Raw genomic sequence first — 14,511 nt, forward strand, 5'->3', positions numbered from 1 at the left:
GAGAAGATCGCATGCAGGACTCTCCGGACTCCGCGGAAGTCGCCGAGCTCGAGGAGAAGGGCCAGAGCGATACCACCGACTCGCTCGTCGGGGACGATCCGACGTCCGACTCGGACATCGACTCGACGACGTCGACGGTCCTGGTGGAAGTGCTTCCAGGGGTGGCTGTCGTCGCGGGTGAGGTTCCGCCGGAACTGAAGCCTGATCTGATCGACTTCGGGATCGTGCCGGCTGCCGACCGCAAGCAGATCTCCGCGGTTCTTGCCTCGATCGGGAACGCGGCGACCGTGGCCGGCAATCTCGGAAACGCGTTCGCCAGCGTGCAGGGGCTCTACAGGATCGGCGACACGGCACAGGCCCTGCTGAAGAGCGGCGCAACGCTGGCAGTCAAGGACGGCGGGAACCTCGGAGCGGTGATGGGTCCCGGCGGCATCCTGCACCAGGCCCGCTTCTATCCCGTGACTGCGGTGAGCAAGGCGCCGATCGCGGCCTCGGTCGGTCCGGCACTGGCCATGGTCGCGTTGCAGCTGATGCTCAACGAGGTCTCGGGCCTCATCACCACTAATCTCGCGGTAACGAACCGGGTCCTCACCTCTATCCGCAAGGAGCAGTGGGCCGAACTGACGGGGCTCGTCGCCGCCGTCGGTCGCGCGGTCGACCAGGCCCGAGAGATCGGGTCGGTCCCGACGTCGTTGTGGGACGACATCGCGGGCAGCGGAGCGTTGCTGCAGAAGCAGCTTGAGCTCTACCAGGGAAACGTCCGCGACCACGTCAAGCAGATCAGCCGGGCCGACGCACGCAGCCACCGCGAATACCTACAGACCAACGCCGAAGTCATCACCTTCGATGTCCACGCCCTGCTGTCCTCCCTCAACGCGTGGACTGGGTATCACGCGCTCCGCGCCGCACGAGCGAGATCCGCCGGACGGGAAGACGCTGCCGAGGCGCACTACGCCGAGGTCATCGCCCGCGACACCCGTGCTGAGTTCAACTCGACCCTCGCCGAGATGACGAGCCTCGTTGACGCGCTGGTCCGGGAGCTTCGAATCACCGCCGAACTCCGCGGCCCCGATGCATGGCCGCTGTTGGGGAAGCGGAAGGACGTGAAGGCAGCCCGCGACATCTCCGCTCGGCTTCTGGAGGCGATCGGGCCTCTTGCCGATTCTCTGCGCCCGCCAGTCCCTCCCCTTGATTTCCCCGACGTTATCTGCGGGCCTGTGTCGCTGGACTCAGAGCCGTACCTCCGCGTTTTGCGGTGGCTCTTCCAAGACGGTGAGGCCCTCCGTGCCCTCGGCTTTCCCGAGCGGCTCGATGGCGATGGTTCTCTTTCGGCGATCGTCGGCGGAGCGATGGGGATGTTGGCGGCAGCGATGGACAAGACCATGGGTAGAACACTGGTCGCCGTCACCGATCGCCGCATCATCCTGGCCACGACGAACGTTTTCCTCGAACGGGCCGAGATCGACCAGGACATCCCGATCGACCAGGTGCGCTATGTTCGATCACCAACCACACCGGACAGCAGCTCGCGCTTGGTGATCGACCTCATCACATGCGACGAGAACATCCGGTGGCACTTCCACTCCGACGTCGGCAACACTCAGGTGGACGCGCTCGCCGCCGTGCTCGCCGAGTCGATGACGATCCCGGACGCTGAACGCGATGAGCTTCAACGGCGGCGCTACTCCTCTGTCGCGACGGGTGAGAAGAGCGAGAGTGCCGGTGCGAGGTCTACCGAACCGACTGGATTCAAGGCCACGACCTGCGATGCCCAATCGGCCTCGAGCTGATCGAACAGTTCGAGGCCGGTGATCTTCTCGGTAGCCGGAGCCCTCCAGATATGATCCGATACGGCCTGAAGGAATAGGCCCTGGTGTGTGCTGGCGGCCCGCGTAACAGAAGCTGTTGCGCAGCAAATGCACGGCGAAGATCTGGGTGATTGTCCGCGCCCCAGATGGCGGTGGTCGCGTCCGGCAGGCTGCTCAGGCCGTCGCTCGCTATGTCGTAGCCAAGCTCTGCTCAACGCGGCGACGTATAGGTCGAGGCCATGGATGATCAGGTGAGTGGGCTCTATCGAACGCTGGCTGGCGCAGGCTTGCGATCAAGGTCTTGACTAACGTGGTGTTGTCCGCGGCGATCCGGAGGAGGCTGTTGGTCTGGAATGTGTTGGCGGCAGCCGAGATTACCGCTCGAGTTTGCTGCATGATCTTCCCATGGCAATCCAGATCTCCTCTTCCTTCGGGTCGACCCGTCTGGCTCCTTTGCGTTGGTGGTGGGTGGTCCTCGCCGGCGTGGTTGTGGCAGCCGCTGGGATCGGCATTGGATGGTGGGCGTGGCGTGGGACTCGCAACCTTGTTGATCCCGAGCTGGCCAAAGCGCAGATGGACGCGATCCGCACAGGATTGACGGCGGCTGGTGGTGCCGGCGCCGTGTTCGCATTGCTTCTCGCGGTACGACGTCAGCGCTCCACCGAGGCTGCGCTCCAGGTACAGCAGGAGATGGCAGCTGACGCTCGGCATGACTCCAAGGAGAAGCGGATCACCGAGCTTTACACCAAGTCAGTCGAGCAGTTGGGCTCAGAACAGGCCGCAGTGCGGCTCGGTGGCTTCTACTCCCTGGAACGACTGGCGCAGGACAACATTGATCACCGCCAAACGATCGTGGACGTGATCTGTGCATATCTCCGGCTTCGGCCAGCGGGACAGGAACTGGACGATCGAGAACGAGAGGTACGTGTCACTGCTGGCCGCATCCTCTCGAGTCACTTGAAGCCGGCCTGGGATCGGAACGGCGAGATAACGGGCGAGCGCTTCTGGCCGGACATCGATATCGACCTCGCGGGAGCCATCCTCGTTGAACTCGATCTCGGTGGCGCGATATTGCGCACAGCTCGATTCAACAACGCAATTTTCGACGACATCGCTTGGTTCAACGGATCGACCTTCACTAATCATGCCTGGTTCGATGGCGTGGTATTCAACGACATGGCCAACTTTGTCGGAGCAACGTTTCAGTCCGGCGTAAGGTTCGACGGGGCTCGCTTCACTGGTCTTGCTCGATTCGACCGAGCCACCTTCGACAACATCTGGGGCCAAGACGGAATTCCTATTAATGTCGCGGCCATGTTCGACTCCGTTGAGTTCGAAGGACCCGTAAGGTTCGACGAAACAAGGTTTAGTGATGACGCAGTGTTTGTCAGGGCAATCTTCCAAGAGGAGGCGTTGTTCGACAGCGCCCGGTTCGCTCGAGTGGCGTCATTCGACCAAGCTACCTTCGCCGCCGCCGTAACATTCGACGAAGCGCTGGCGCGGCAGCATGACCGGCATGCATGGCCACCTGGTTGGTACCTGCCCTGTGATCGTGAACCTGGTGATGGAGGATCAGACACCTGGCTCCAGGTGCGACGGCTGGACATCTCGGAGTGATGGCGGGGCGCAGATCAAAGATCAACCGGGTGTGGACGATGCGGCTCGCGCGGGGCCGCCTCAGTATCCGTGAAAACGGGCAACGCTTCGCCGTCGTCGTCGATCACACGTCATCGATTGCTGTGCACGTTCGGTGAGACATAAATCAGCGTTGCGCAGTCTCATCGGCCGTAGTCGGCGATTAGTGGCAGGATCTCGGCGTGCACACGGGTGTCGATTGGGTGGATAGCCTCGCTGAGTGGTCAGCCTGGGAGCCGTCGGCCAAGACGGTGCTCGGGGCAGCGAGCCAGATCCTCGGGTGCATGACTGACGTTTCGTTTCGCTGCGCATTTCAAGATCATCGACACGGGCGCGGGCAGGCGGGCGATGTCAAGGCGCTCTCCGGCGGCGAGACATTCCTGGCGAGCCTCGCCCTCGCGCTGGCACTCGTGGAGATCATGTTGCGCGGCTCCGAAGGCAGGCCGCGTAAGCCGATACGTCTGGAACGAGGGCGGCGCCCTTTGAAGTCGTAGGATCTACTGTTACAGACGCCACCGGACGTTGTGTCGGGATCGTTCTGGAGCCCGCGCCGGAGTCAAACCGGGATCAAGGCCGCAGACTGGCCGAGACCCCGTCCAGACCGGCGGGCTCCTTCGAACTTGAGTCCACCTATCCCTGGTCGTCCTGGATGTAGTGGTGCGTCACGCAACGTTGACCGGGTAATCGGTCCAGGTGCGGATGGGTGAGTCGGTGGCGAAGCCGGTCTTGGGCTTGGCGCGGGCGTTGCGCCAGCGGATGTAGGCCGCGATGGCGGTGTTCTGCTCGGTGTGGCTGCGGTGATCGGTGCCGCCCAGGGCGAAGTAGCGCAACGCGGCGAACTCGGCCTCGATCCAGTTCAGCCAGGACCCGTAGGTCGGCAGGAACACCAGCTCGACCTGGTTGCCGGCGGCCCAGGTGCGGACGTCGGGGTGGCGGTGCGGGGAGAAGTTGTCCATGACCAGGTACAACTTCTCGTCCGGCCAGCGGGCGCGCAGGGCTTTGAGCAGGTCGAGGAATTCGCTGTGGCGTTTGCGGGGCCGGATCCGGTAGAGGATCTTGCCGGTGGTCAGATCGAGCGCGGCGAGCATGTGCATGACGCCGCCGTAGCGGTTGTAGGTCGCCCGTAATCGGAACGGCCTGGTCTGTGGCCGCCACGCTTTTCCCTTGCGAGGCATCAGGTTCAGTGGGCCGAACTCGTCCACGCAGATCACCCGCCCGTCCTCGGGCGGATGGTCGTAGAGATCCAGGATCCGATGCATTTTGGCCAGGAAGTCCGGGTCGGTCGAGGCCTTCCAGGTGGTCGTGGTCTGCCAGGAGACCCCGCCGGCGCGCAGGATCCGCCGCAGGGTTTCGCGGCTGATCGCCGCGACCGTGCCGCGGTCGAGCAGATGCTCACGCAGCTTGGCCAGCGACCAAGTGGTGAACGCGGTGATGCCCCAGTCGGCGGGGGACGTCCTGGCGATCAGGCAGATCCGCTCACGGATCTGTTCACCGATCATCTTCGGGCGTCCCCCGCTCCATTTTGGGTCCAGCGCGTCGAACCCCCGCTCGTTGAACGCGTGGATCACGTCCCGCACATAGCTGTCGCTGACCTGCATCAATGACGTGATGTCGCGGACCGTCTGGCCTTGGCCGGACATCAGCACCACGATCGCCCGGCGCAGCTTCTCCGGGTTCCGCGCGGTCCTGCTGATCCGCGCAAGCTTCCGGCCGTCCTCCATCGACAACGGCCGGACGAACACTTCCGGACGACGAGCCACAACCACCTCCCGCACTCGACATGCGGGACCAGCCTGCCGGTCCACCCAGACGATCGATTACCGGGTCGACGTTGCATGACGCGCCACTAGCTTCCAGAACAGGCCGGACATGCTGAACGGCTGGTTTATCTCGGGCAGCGTCATGAGGGGCCTGCGTAGTAGCGCAGCCGGTGATCGTCGGGACGCGGGGTCATCTGGGGCGTGCCGGCTCTTTCCTACCTTGCCAACAGGTCGGCGACCGACCTGCCCTTGGTGGGCAAGCCGGTCGTCGACGGGTTGTGGGGTGTCTACGGGGCCAGGATGTAGCTCATGCCCACGACGTCCTGCACGGTGCGCGTGGTGAACTCGCCCAAGGCGCCGCCCGCGTTGGTTTCGGTGATCTTGATCAGCGGGGTGGTGCCTGTCTGGGGGATGACCTCGTCGACCCAGGCGACGTGCCCGTAGGTGGGGTCGGCGCCGTGGATGCCGGGCTCGAAGACGACCATAGCGCGGGGCTGGGCGTCGAGGACGACGGTCCATCCGCGGGCGCGGGCGTTGTTGTCCATGTCCGCAGCGTTGCCCATGATCAGCGCCCACAAGCCGGTGGCCTGGTGGAACTTCTCGTAGGCCCCCCAGGTGCACTGCCCATAGGGAGCGGTGTTGTGGTCGGTGGTCTGCCCGACGGTCCGGTCGGCCGTCACGCTCACCGTGGGAGTCTGCTGGTCGTGGGCGATGGCCGTGCCTGCCCCCGATCCCACGCCCAGGAGCATGGACAGGAGCACGCCTGCCGCAGCTGCCCGGACGCGCCGCGTGCCGGTCGGTGCCGCGGTGGTGTCGGTTGTCGTGGTCACTGGGTAATCCCTTCCTCGGAAAGGCGCTCCATCGTGGTGCGCCACCTCTGGTCTACCGCTCGAGCACAAAAGAAACCGCAGGTCAAAAGCGCTTTTTTACCCACAGCAAACCGCCGCCTGGGAGAAGCCGTGCCACGACCGAAGAAACGCGCCGAACGCATGACCGGCTCCCGCGAGGTCAGGGAGCTGGCAGTGGCACTGCGCACGCTGATCGAGGAAGCCGGGTACCCCACTTACCAGCCGGTCGCGAAGAAGGCGAACTTCTCCGGGCAGACCATCGCTGAGGCCTGTCGGGGCGACAGACGACCGAGCTGGGGTGTCACCGAGAAGATCGTCGAGGCTTGCAAGGGCGACCTCGACCACATCCGACGGCTATGGGACGCGGCCGCCCCCGCCACCCCGACCGAAGAAGACACACCGGCCATTGACCGGGACCGCCCGCGCCGGCTGCCGGTCCTGCTCAAGGCGGCGGCCGCCCTCACCGCCGCGAGCCTGCTCGGCTGGGTCGTGTTCTCCTACGCCACCTCGGCAGAGCAGCCCTCGCTACCCACCTGCAACGACATCGGCGTGTTCATGGAGGGCATCGACAGTTATCGGTGGGACCGCAAAGCGTGGATCGAGGCGTACCAGCGGCACGGGGGCCGCGAGAAGCTCGGGTGCCCAGTAGAAGTCCACGATCAGGGGCTGGTGCACCGGTGGGGACAGGGTATGAGCCAAGATTTGCAAGGTCCGAATGGTCAGACCCGCCTAATGGCTCTTGACCCCAAGCATGTCTTCGTCATGACCGGCACGCTGTGGATCGACTACACCGAGCCGCATACTCGCATGGCAGCCGACTGGCAGGGGTACCCCACCTCGGATCCCATCACCTGCGCCGCCGCGAAGGTCATCCCCTTGGACAAGGGGGAGCACGCACCTGGTGCCATGGTCACCTCACCCAGCGGCCGCTACATCTGGCTTCCCCGCCAGGTCTGGACCGCCTACAACAAACTCGGCGGCCCCGAAGGGGCTCTCGGACGACCTCTCAACGGCCTCAACGCCGACATGGAAGGCAGCATCGACTTCGAAGACGGCACTACCATCGCACGACACAACGGCACCCTGCAGATACGTCCTGCCAATCCGTCGCCGGCCACTCCGACGACGAACCTCGCGTGCCGTTTTTCCTGACGGGCAGCTCCCACCGCGAGGCAATCAGCTACCCGGTCGCGCCGAACAGCATGTTGTGATCGTCCGCTTCGATGATCACCTTCGCCGCCGCGCTCGTTCTGGAGGATCTCGGGTAGGGCACCGTGCCGGCCGGGTGGCGTTGACTTATCGGTGAGTGCCTCTGCCGCAGCGTTCCGCTGGCCGTCGCTTTGAACACTGCGATCGCGGCTGGAGTTGGTCCGGCTGCCCTGGTGGGTGCGATCAACGAGACGGAGGAGCAGTAGACCGCATCCGGTGCTGAGCTGGACAGCCTGCCGGCGCGTTCGACCCCTAACTCCCTGATCTCACCGAGCAGCGCCTGCCTGGCCCTTGAGAACGGGTTGGTCACTTAGATCAGGCACAGGTGTTCCGCTCACGCAACGGCGATACAGGCTTGCAATGGGAGGAAATTGGGAGAAGTCAATGTGTGGCTACAGGATCAAGCTGCACTCAAGCGCGCTCAACTGCACCGCGATGACCTGCCGGTTCGGTGTTTCCGCAGGTCAATAAATAATCCAATCTACCCTGGGGATCAAGTGCGCTCAACTGCGCTGAACGTCGTGTTTCTGCGGTTCATAGGTCTTCCTTGACTGCGGAGAAGTGATTGAGCAGCATCAGCAATCAACGAGTCGTGCGAAGATCAAGCAGGGCCGCTGTATCCCAACGCTTTACCGCTCGACCGCGCCGACTTCCCACCGGGCAGAGCACTGCTTCATTCGCCAACACGCTGGCCGTCCAGCCCGAGGGCACGACCTGGCTCGGCCGACCAGCAGCAACGACATGCCGAGGCTGATCCGTCCTCTGGGCAGCGGCGCGTAGGCTCGGACTGGTCGGGTATTCACCCCACACGCAGCCCGCGGCAGTCGCGGCCGCACTGATAACTTGTCGTCGTACTCCTCCGGCAAGAAACGCCCGGTATCAACGATCACGTGATCGGGTACGGCGCTGTTCGGGATCGTCGTACCACGATCACTGAGTCGTGACCCGTGCTTCAGCTCAGCGCCGATAGATGCGGCGCTCTCGGGCCATCCGTCGGCGATTCGGACCGCTGACCTCGCAGGTGACGGCTACCGCTCTACTAGGCGGCCCGCGAGCTCCTTGGCGTCCTGCGCGAGGATTACCATCTCGCGAACAGTGCGATAGCCCAGCGCGAGGTTCACGTTGATCATGTGACTGTTCGACGCCTCAGTCGACGTCGTAATTTGCTCCACGGCGGGGCATTCGGACAACAGCCAGCGCAGCATGGTCGCCTTAACGCAGTGGCCCAGCCCGCGCCCGCGGTGTTCGGCCAGGACGGCGGTGTCGCCCTGGTAGACGAGATCCTTTCGATGGGGGTAGGTCTGCAGCTCTGTGAAGCCCACGACATGCCCTGAGTCCTCGTGCACCACCGCGACCACGCGATGGTCGATCTCACGCTTCCTGCGGTCCACCTCGGACTCGCGGACGCGGTCGGCGGTCCATTTGGGGAACCGGAACGCCGACCGGCCGAACGGGGAGTCCGCGATCGCTCTGCGCACACCGGCGTAGGACTCGACCAGCTCGTCCGGCGCGGTCCCGTGCCACCTGTGCAGGACATAGCCGTCGGCAGGGGCAACCTCTCTTATGGAATGAGGCACGTCCGGGACCGACAGTGTCTGCACGAGCGTCGTGCTGACCATCTGGAACCCAAGCGCGGTGCCGAACGACTCGCCTGCGCCGCCATTCGGGATGTTCCAGCACTCGAGCACACTGCGTCGGTGCTTCTGAATCTCCAGGGCGACCGCGCGGAGAAGGGCGGTGCCCACGCCGCTTCGGCGGGCGTCGGGATGGACGGTCAGCTCCAGCAGGCCCAGATGGCTGTTCTCGGCCTGAGGGAAGTAGACGCCGGCGAGTCCGATGACATGCGCGTCCCTACGGGCCACAAACCTGTGGACGGGGCCGAGGTTCGGCTGTGGGTTCCTCAGCCGGCCGATGACCGCGTCGAAGGTCGCGGGCGGCGAACCGGGGTTGTCGGCCTGACCGGCGCGCGACACCACCTCGTGGACACCCGTGAGGTCCCGCTCTACTGCGGTCAACGGGTCAAAACGATCTACTTCCACGCGCGTGTTCATGCCTTCCTGTCTACGTGTGCGGGCTCGATGCCGGAACGACCCAGTAGAGCACCCCGCGCCGGCGCCGCGGTGGCGATCGTCAGCATTGCGATCATGACCAACCCGAAACTGGGCAGTGCCATCAGCAACGCGATCGAAGCGTGCAGCGCGAAGCACAGGACCGCGGCGGCGACCCGCATCTTGCGCGTACCCAGAATGCACACGGCTATCAGCAGCTGGATGCCGATCACCGACCACGTGAGCAAGGCAATCAGCCAGCCTGCCTGCAGGACCGGCGTCGCCGCACTCAGGGTGTTCGCGGGCAGTCCGTTCGCGGGTTCGTAGAATGTGTAGTACATCGCGGTGCCGCTCTGCCACGCGTGATCCGCGAGTTTGGATACCGCGACGCTGGTGTAGATCAGGAAGATCTGCAACCGCATGACCGCCATCGCGGCCAGCGAGGCTCCACGCCAGGCGGGAGCGAGGGGATCCGCCACCGCTGCCCACTGCCACCGGCGCTCATCGCCGAGGCAGAGCGGAACCAGCAGTAGTGTGACGACTTTGGCAATGCTGTCCCCGCCGTCCGGTACCGACATGCTGATCGAGAGACCAAATGTCACGTACCAGTGCGGAATGCAGGTCCACCTGGGGCGATAGCCCGAAATGACGACGAGCAGAACACAGGCGGCGAGGACGTCGGCCGCGAAGAAGCTGTGCGTGAGACTGTCGCTCACACACCAGACAGAAATCGACCTGATCCCGTCACAATGGGCACCGGCCGACTTGCCGTACCAGTCACCGAAAAGACCCGAATCGGGCGTGAACACCAACTCGCTCAGCGTGGCGAGCGCCAGCAGGGATCTACCAGCCGCCAGTGGAAGACCTCTCGGATCATGCCGCAGTCCGAGTGCCTTCGTGGACCGCACAATTTTCGTCAGCCACCGCACTCGACGTCCACCAATGCGATTTTGTGAATCCGCCACGGAGGGTCATTTGCCGCGGAGGGATCGAAGCGCTCCGGGCGTGCCACAGAAATCGCGATCCGGCCGCACCATGTCCGGTCTTTCGCCCGGTTCACGAGGTGGGCGTAGCGCGAGGCGTTGAGAGCGGGCACGCAGGAGTCCGGCGCCTGTCCCTCGCAGGCTTGCCAGTGGTCGTGCGGGACCTGCTTCATCAGCTGTCTGAGCAGGTATTGCCTTGTCCCGTTCGACCGGTTGAGGCCGCCGAGGTTGTCGGCAAAGCTCTGACGGCTCCGCGCGATGAAACTCGGACCAGCCGGGCCGTCGCCGACCTCGTAGCCGACGACGACCTCGCGCTCCTCCAATCCCGTGAAGAAGTCCCACCGCTGCGGCCACAGCAGTGAGTACGCGTACAGTCTTTCACTGACCCACGCGGAAGATGACCCCGCGAACAATCCGGAAAGGCATGCGAACACCAGGGTCGACAGGAGCAGGGTGGCCGTGAAGGCAAAACCCCTGAAACTTTTATCCAGTGCTGACCCGCGAATTTTCCCGCTCCGTTCCGACGTGCCTGGGTCCTCTTCACGTCCGAGAGTCGGGATGGACTAGTTCTCTGCGGACATCGGCTCGACGGCGATATTGGGCTTGGGGTCGCCCGTGTTCGGAGCCGCCGTGCCGACCGTGCCGAAAATCGCCGCGACAACCGCCGCAATGGCCAGCCCAGCGAAAATAGACCTCTTCATGCTGTTGCCCCCATCGTTTTCCTTTGCGCCACCTGCGGTTGGATGCGTATGCTACAGCGTGCCCTACCCGAACGCTACCGGGTCACTACTTTCCGTAGTAGCCGGCGGAATGGGCCGCCAGGGGCACGCTTCGACGCGGTGGTCAGTCGCGCTGACAGCTCTGTCGCACGCCTGCGGTCACGTTCGGCACGGTCGCGTTCGGCACGGGACACCGGTCAGTCGGCAGCGTGAGGCGGAAGTGGCAGCTGAATTCCTGGTTCTCGGTCCGCTCGAGGTTCGCCGGTCGGGCCAGCCGATCGAGGTCAGCGGCGCACGGCAGCAGAAGCTCCTCGCACTCCTCCTGCTGAGCGTTAACACCACCGTCGCGTTCGACTGGCTCGTCGGGGAGCTTTGGGACGTACCGCCGAAGTCAGTGCGGCAGCAGGTGCACAACGCAGTCGCGGGGTTGCGCAGGACACTCGCCGGCGTTCCCGGCCTGACGATCACGACCAGCGACGCTGGCTACCGGCTCGAGACGTCCCGGGAGGCCATCGACGCGCACAGCTTCCGCGACCGCGTGAAGAGCGTCGGGACCATCACATCATCGGACCAGATCGGGGACGCGATCTCCCGGTTGACCGAGGCACTGGCGCTATGGCGCGGGCGAATGTTGCCCGGCCTGCACACTCCCGCCCTCGACAGTGCCGCCTTCGGACTGCAAGAGCAGCGGATCGTCGCGCTCGACCACCTCATGGCGCTGCGGCTGGCTTCCGGTGAGTTCACCGGCGTCATTGGCGAGCTGCGCGAACTGGTCGACGAACATCCGCTCCGCGAGTCACTGCGCTACAACCTAATGCTCGCCCTCTACCAGGCGGGCAGGCAGGCCGAGGCGCTCACGGTGTTCGACGAGGGACGCCGCGAGCTCGCCGAGCAGCTCGGCATCGACCCTGGCCCGCACCTGCGCGCGTTGCACACCGACATCCTCCAGGGCACGCAAGACATCGGCGTGGTGTTGGACGGCGAGATCTTCGGTGCGGTGAAGGCGGCCGCCCCACCTGCACCGCCTGCCGCGGCGGAGCAGCCGGGACGGTGCTACCTGCCGAGCGACACGCGCGACTTCTGCGGGCGCTCGGAGGAGCTGGACAACTTGCTGTCGGACATCAAAGTCTCGTCCCCCACCGCGTTGTCGATCTCCGCGATCGGCGGGATGGGCGGCATCGGCAAGACGACGCTGGCCGTGCACCTCGCCCATCGCGTGTCCACGGACTACCCGGACGGTCAGTACTTCATCGATCTCCACGGCTTCACGCTGGGATTCGACCCGCTCATCCCGGCGGAGGCGCTCGACGCGCTGTTGCGCGACAGCGGCGTTCCCAGCGAGCTCGTGCCACCAACGCTGGAGGGACGCGTCGCCCGCTGGCGTTCGCACATGGCGAGCAAGCGCGCGATCGTGGTGCTGGACAATGCCACGGACGCGGGGCAGGTGCGGCCTCTGCTGCCCGGCACTGCGGGCAACCTGGTCATCGTCACCAGCCGGCGCAGGCTCACCGCCCTGGACGGAGCGAGATCGGTCGATCTCGATGTCCTTCCACAGCTGGACGCGGTCGAGGTGTTCCGCCGGGTCGCAGGCATGGCGAGGACCGATGCCGAACCGGAGGCCGTGGCCGCCGTGGTGCGATTGTGCGGCCGCCTGCCGCTGGCGCTGAGGATCGCGGGCGCTCGTTTCCGCGAGCGTCCTGCGTGGACGGTCACCGATCTGGTCGCACGGCTGGAGAAGCAGACACGGCGGACCAAGTTCCTCGAAGCCGAGGGACACACGATCATGGATGTGCTGCGGGTCTCGTACCGCTACCTGCGGCCATCGGGGCAGCGGATGTTCCGCCTGCTCGGCCTGCATCCGGGAGCGGACTTCGACAAATACGCCGCCGCCGCGCTCACCGGCATGTCCGTCGAGGAGGCCGAGGACGTCCTGGAGGCACTGCTTGACGACAATCTGCTCAGGCAGGACACTCCGGGCCGCTACTACTTCCACGACCTGGTCCGCGACTGCGCACACGAACTGTGCGTGCAGGTCGACAGTACGGGCGACCAGGATGCGGCGCGGCGCATGCTGGTCGAGTACTACGTGCACGCCACCTATGCGAGCTGTGAACCATTAGGCCGCATTGGTTCCATGACACCGGGAGTCGACCGGCCTTCGTTCTGGACCACTGACGAGGAGCGGGCGGCGCAGTCGGCTGGCCCGCGCGACGACGACTTCGGCAACATCGTCGCTTCAGTGCAGCTCGCTGTCGAGCATGGCTGGCACCGGCACGCCTGGCAACTGGTCTGCGTCGTCCAGCCCTACCTGCGCAGCCGCAACTACCATGGCAACTCGCGGAAGCTGTGTGAGTGGGGAATCGGGGCCGCGCGCGCCGACGGGGATGAGGCGGCCGAGTCGCTCTGCCTGCAGGGCCTTGCCGCGGTTCACCGGGAACGCGGGTCAGCGGCGGAGGCGCACCATTACTTGGAGAAGGCGTTGGCGCTCAGCAGGAAGGGTGACGACGAGGCGCTCCAGATGAGCCAGCTGACCAACCTCGGAGCACTCCACGCGAACGACGATCAGCTCCAGGCTGCCTTCGACGTCTACCTTGAGGCGGAGGAGAAGGCGACCCGCCTGCGGAACACCAATATGATGCGCGCGATCCGCAACAACCTGGGTGCGGTGTGCCGGGACCTCGGCCGGTTCGACGACGCCCGCGCCTACCTGCTCTCGGCGCTGGAGCTGGAACGGGCGCGGGCGAACTCGGTCCAGGGTCTCGCGGTGCCGCTGTGGAACATCGCCTCGATCGCGCACTTCACCGGAAACCACCGCGAAGCCGACGAGATCTTCTCACGCGTGCTCAGGGACAGCGCGGAAGCGGGGTTCGAGCACGGTGAGGCGCTGGCGCTCGCCGGACTCTGCTCCACGAGGAGGTTCCTTGGGCAGGGCGAGGCCGCCATCGACCACGGCAGGCAGGCGCTCGCGCTGGCCAGGAAGTACGCCTTCCGAAGGGTGGAGTGTGACGCGCTCAGCGCGATCGGCGAGATCTGGCTCTCCCTGGGGGAGACCGACAGCGCGTTAGCCGTCTTCGAACAGGTGATGAGCTACTCGCTCGAGTACTCCTACACGCGTTTCATCGCACGAGCGCACGAAGGGATCGCCCATGTCGCGTACGCACGCGGAGACGCTGAGACTGCAGCTAAGAACTGGCGCGAGGCAGTCGCCCTCTACCCGGCTGGCATGCACGAAGGCGGCTTCGCCCGAGCGCATCTGGACGCGATGGGCAGGAGTGAACCCGGCCGGTGCTTCCGGTGTGCGGGCACTTGAAGCACCGGCCAGGTCTGTCTTACGAGCGGCTCTGTCCATGATCGCGTGATCACTGACGGGTCCTTACGTGCAGGCAGCTAATCCTCTGCTGCCATAAGAGGTCCTAACAGAATGATCAACGTGGTGGCGTGCAGCATGTCGGATGTGGATCATGTTTGACCGTGAGGAGGGGTCAGTCGCCGCCGTGGATC

Annotated in this window: 11 protein-coding genes; 5 read left to right on the forward strand and 6 right to left on the reverse strand. The window is 65.0% G+C overall.

The window, feature by feature from the left end:
• The first annotated feature begins 11 nt into the window (after positions 1 to 11).
• The 3 genes from ACZ7CH_RS35190 to ACZ7CH_RS35200 all read left to right on the forward strand — a co-directional run bounded on the left by ACZ7CH_RS35190 (position 12) and on the right by ACZ7CH_RS35200 (position 3,937).
• A complete protein-coding gene (locus tag ACZ7CH_RS35190) occupies positions 12 to 1,790 on the forward strand; it encodes a hypothetical protein (protein WP_470375908.1) in 1,779 nt (592 codons plus the stop codon).
• A gap of 423 nt (positions 1,791 to 2,213) precedes the next feature.
• Positions 2,214 to 3,425: a pentapeptide repeat-containing protein gene (locus ACZ7CH_RS35195; protein WP_470375909.1), complete on the forward strand. Its 1,212-nt coding sequence runs from the start codon at positions 2,214 to 2,216 to the stop codon at positions 3,423 to 3,425.
• Positions 3,426 to 3,727: 302 nt separating this feature from the next.
• The gene (locus tag ACZ7CH_RS35200; protein WP_470375910.1) at positions 3,728 to 3,937 is read left to right on the forward strand and encodes a hypothetical protein; all 210 of its coding nucleotides are present in this window, start codon (positions 3,728 to 3,730) and stop codon (positions 3,935 to 3,937) included.
• 168 nt (positions 3,938 to 4,105) lie between these two features.
• Here the strand turns inward: ACZ7CH_RS35200 and ACZ7CH_RS35205 are convergent, their stop codons facing one another.
• Both ACZ7CH_RS35205 and ACZ7CH_RS35210 read right to left on the reverse strand, forming a co-directional pair.
• Positions 4,106 to 5,203 carry an IS630 family transposase gene (locus ACZ7CH_RS35205; RefSeq protein WP_470375911.1) on the reverse strand — a complete coding sequence of 366 codons (1,098 nt, stop codon included), beginning with the start codon at positions 5,201 to 5,203 and terminating at the stop codon, positions 4,106 to 4,108.
• A gap of 287 nt (positions 5,204 to 5,490) precedes the next feature.
• Positions 5,491 to 6,033, reverse strand: coding sequence for a CHAP domain-containing protein (locus tag ACZ7CH_RS35210; protein WP_470375912.1), 543 nt, complete (start codon positions 6,031 to 6,033; stop codon positions 5,491 to 5,493).
• 129 nt (positions 6,034 to 6,162) lie between these two features.
• Between ACZ7CH_RS35210 and ACZ7CH_RS35215 the strand changes: the two genes are divergently transcribed.
• Positions 6,163 to 7,203, forward strand: a complete 1,041-nt coding sequence (locus ACZ7CH_RS35215; RefSeq protein WP_470375913.1) for a helix-turn-helix domain-containing protein — start codon at positions 6,163 to 6,165, stop codon at positions 7,201 to 7,203.
• Between the two features lie 28 nt (positions 7,204 to 7,231).
• Here the strand turns inward: ACZ7CH_RS35215 and ACZ7CH_RS35220 are convergent, their stop codons facing one another.
• From ACZ7CH_RS35220 to ACZ7CH_RS35235, 4 genes are all read right to left on the reverse strand, one after another.
• Positions 7,232 to 7,570 carry a hypothetical protein gene (locus tag ACZ7CH_RS35220; RefSeq protein WP_470375914.1) on the reverse strand — a complete coding sequence of 113 codons (339 nt, stop codon included), beginning with the start codon at positions 7,568 to 7,570 and terminating at the stop codon, positions 7,232 to 7,234.
• A gap of 718 nt (positions 7,571 to 8,288) precedes the next feature.
• The gene (locus ACZ7CH_RS35225; RefSeq protein ID WP_470375915.1) at positions 8,289 to 9,311 is read right to left on the reverse strand and encodes a GNAT family N-acetyltransferase; all 1,023 of its coding nucleotides are present in this window, start codon (positions 9,309 to 9,311) and stop codon (positions 8,289 to 8,291) included.
• Positions 9,308 to 10,273, reverse strand: coding sequence for a sporulation-delaying protein SdpB family protein (locus ACZ7CH_RS35230; protein ID WP_470375916.1), 966 nt, complete (start codon positions 10,271 to 10,273; stop codon positions 9,308 to 9,310). The genes ACZ7CH_RS35225 and ACZ7CH_RS35230 overlap by 4 nt, the downstream gene beginning before the upstream one ends.
• Positions 10,225 to 10,725 carry a hypothetical protein gene (locus ACZ7CH_RS35235; protein ID WP_470375917.1) on the reverse strand — a complete coding sequence of 167 codons (501 nt, stop codon included), beginning with the start codon at positions 10,723 to 10,725 and terminating at the stop codon, positions 10,225 to 10,227. The genes ACZ7CH_RS35230 and ACZ7CH_RS35235 overlap by 49 nt, the downstream gene beginning before the upstream one ends.
• 505 nt (positions 10,726 to 11,230) lie before the next feature.
• On the opposite strand from ACZ7CH_RS35235, the gene ACZ7CH_RS35240 reads away from it, so the two are divergent.
• Positions 11,231 to 14,320: an AfsR/SARP family transcriptional regulator gene (locus tag ACZ7CH_RS35240; RefSeq protein WP_470375918.1), complete on the forward strand. Its 3,090-nt coding sequence runs from the start codon at positions 11,231 to 11,233 to the stop codon at positions 14,318 to 14,320.
• The last annotated feature ends 191 nt before the right edge of the window (positions 14,321 to 14,511 follow it).

This window comes from Lentzea sp. NPDC037011 (assembly GCF_055607425.1).

What these genes read in the sequence shown, in the direction of transcription:
- ACZ7CH_RS35225 (WP_470375915.1), bottom strand. Translation starts at nt 9,311, where the DNA reads ATGAACACGCGCGTGGAAGTAGATCGTTTTGACCCGTTGACCGCAGTA.
- ACZ7CH_RS35195 (WP_470375909.1), top strand. Translation starts at nt 2,214, where the DNA reads ATGGCAATCCAGATCTCCTCTTCCTTCGGGTCGACCCGTCTGGCTCCT.
- ACZ7CH_RS35200 (WP_470375910.1), top strand. Translation starts at nt 3,728, where the DNA reads ATGACTGACGTTTCGTTTCGCTGCGCATTTCAAGATCATCGACACGGG.
- ACZ7CH_RS35190 (WP_470375908.1), top strand. Translation starts at nt 12, where the DNA reads ATGCAGGACTCTCCGGACTCCGCGGAAGTCGCCGAGCTCGAGGAGAAG.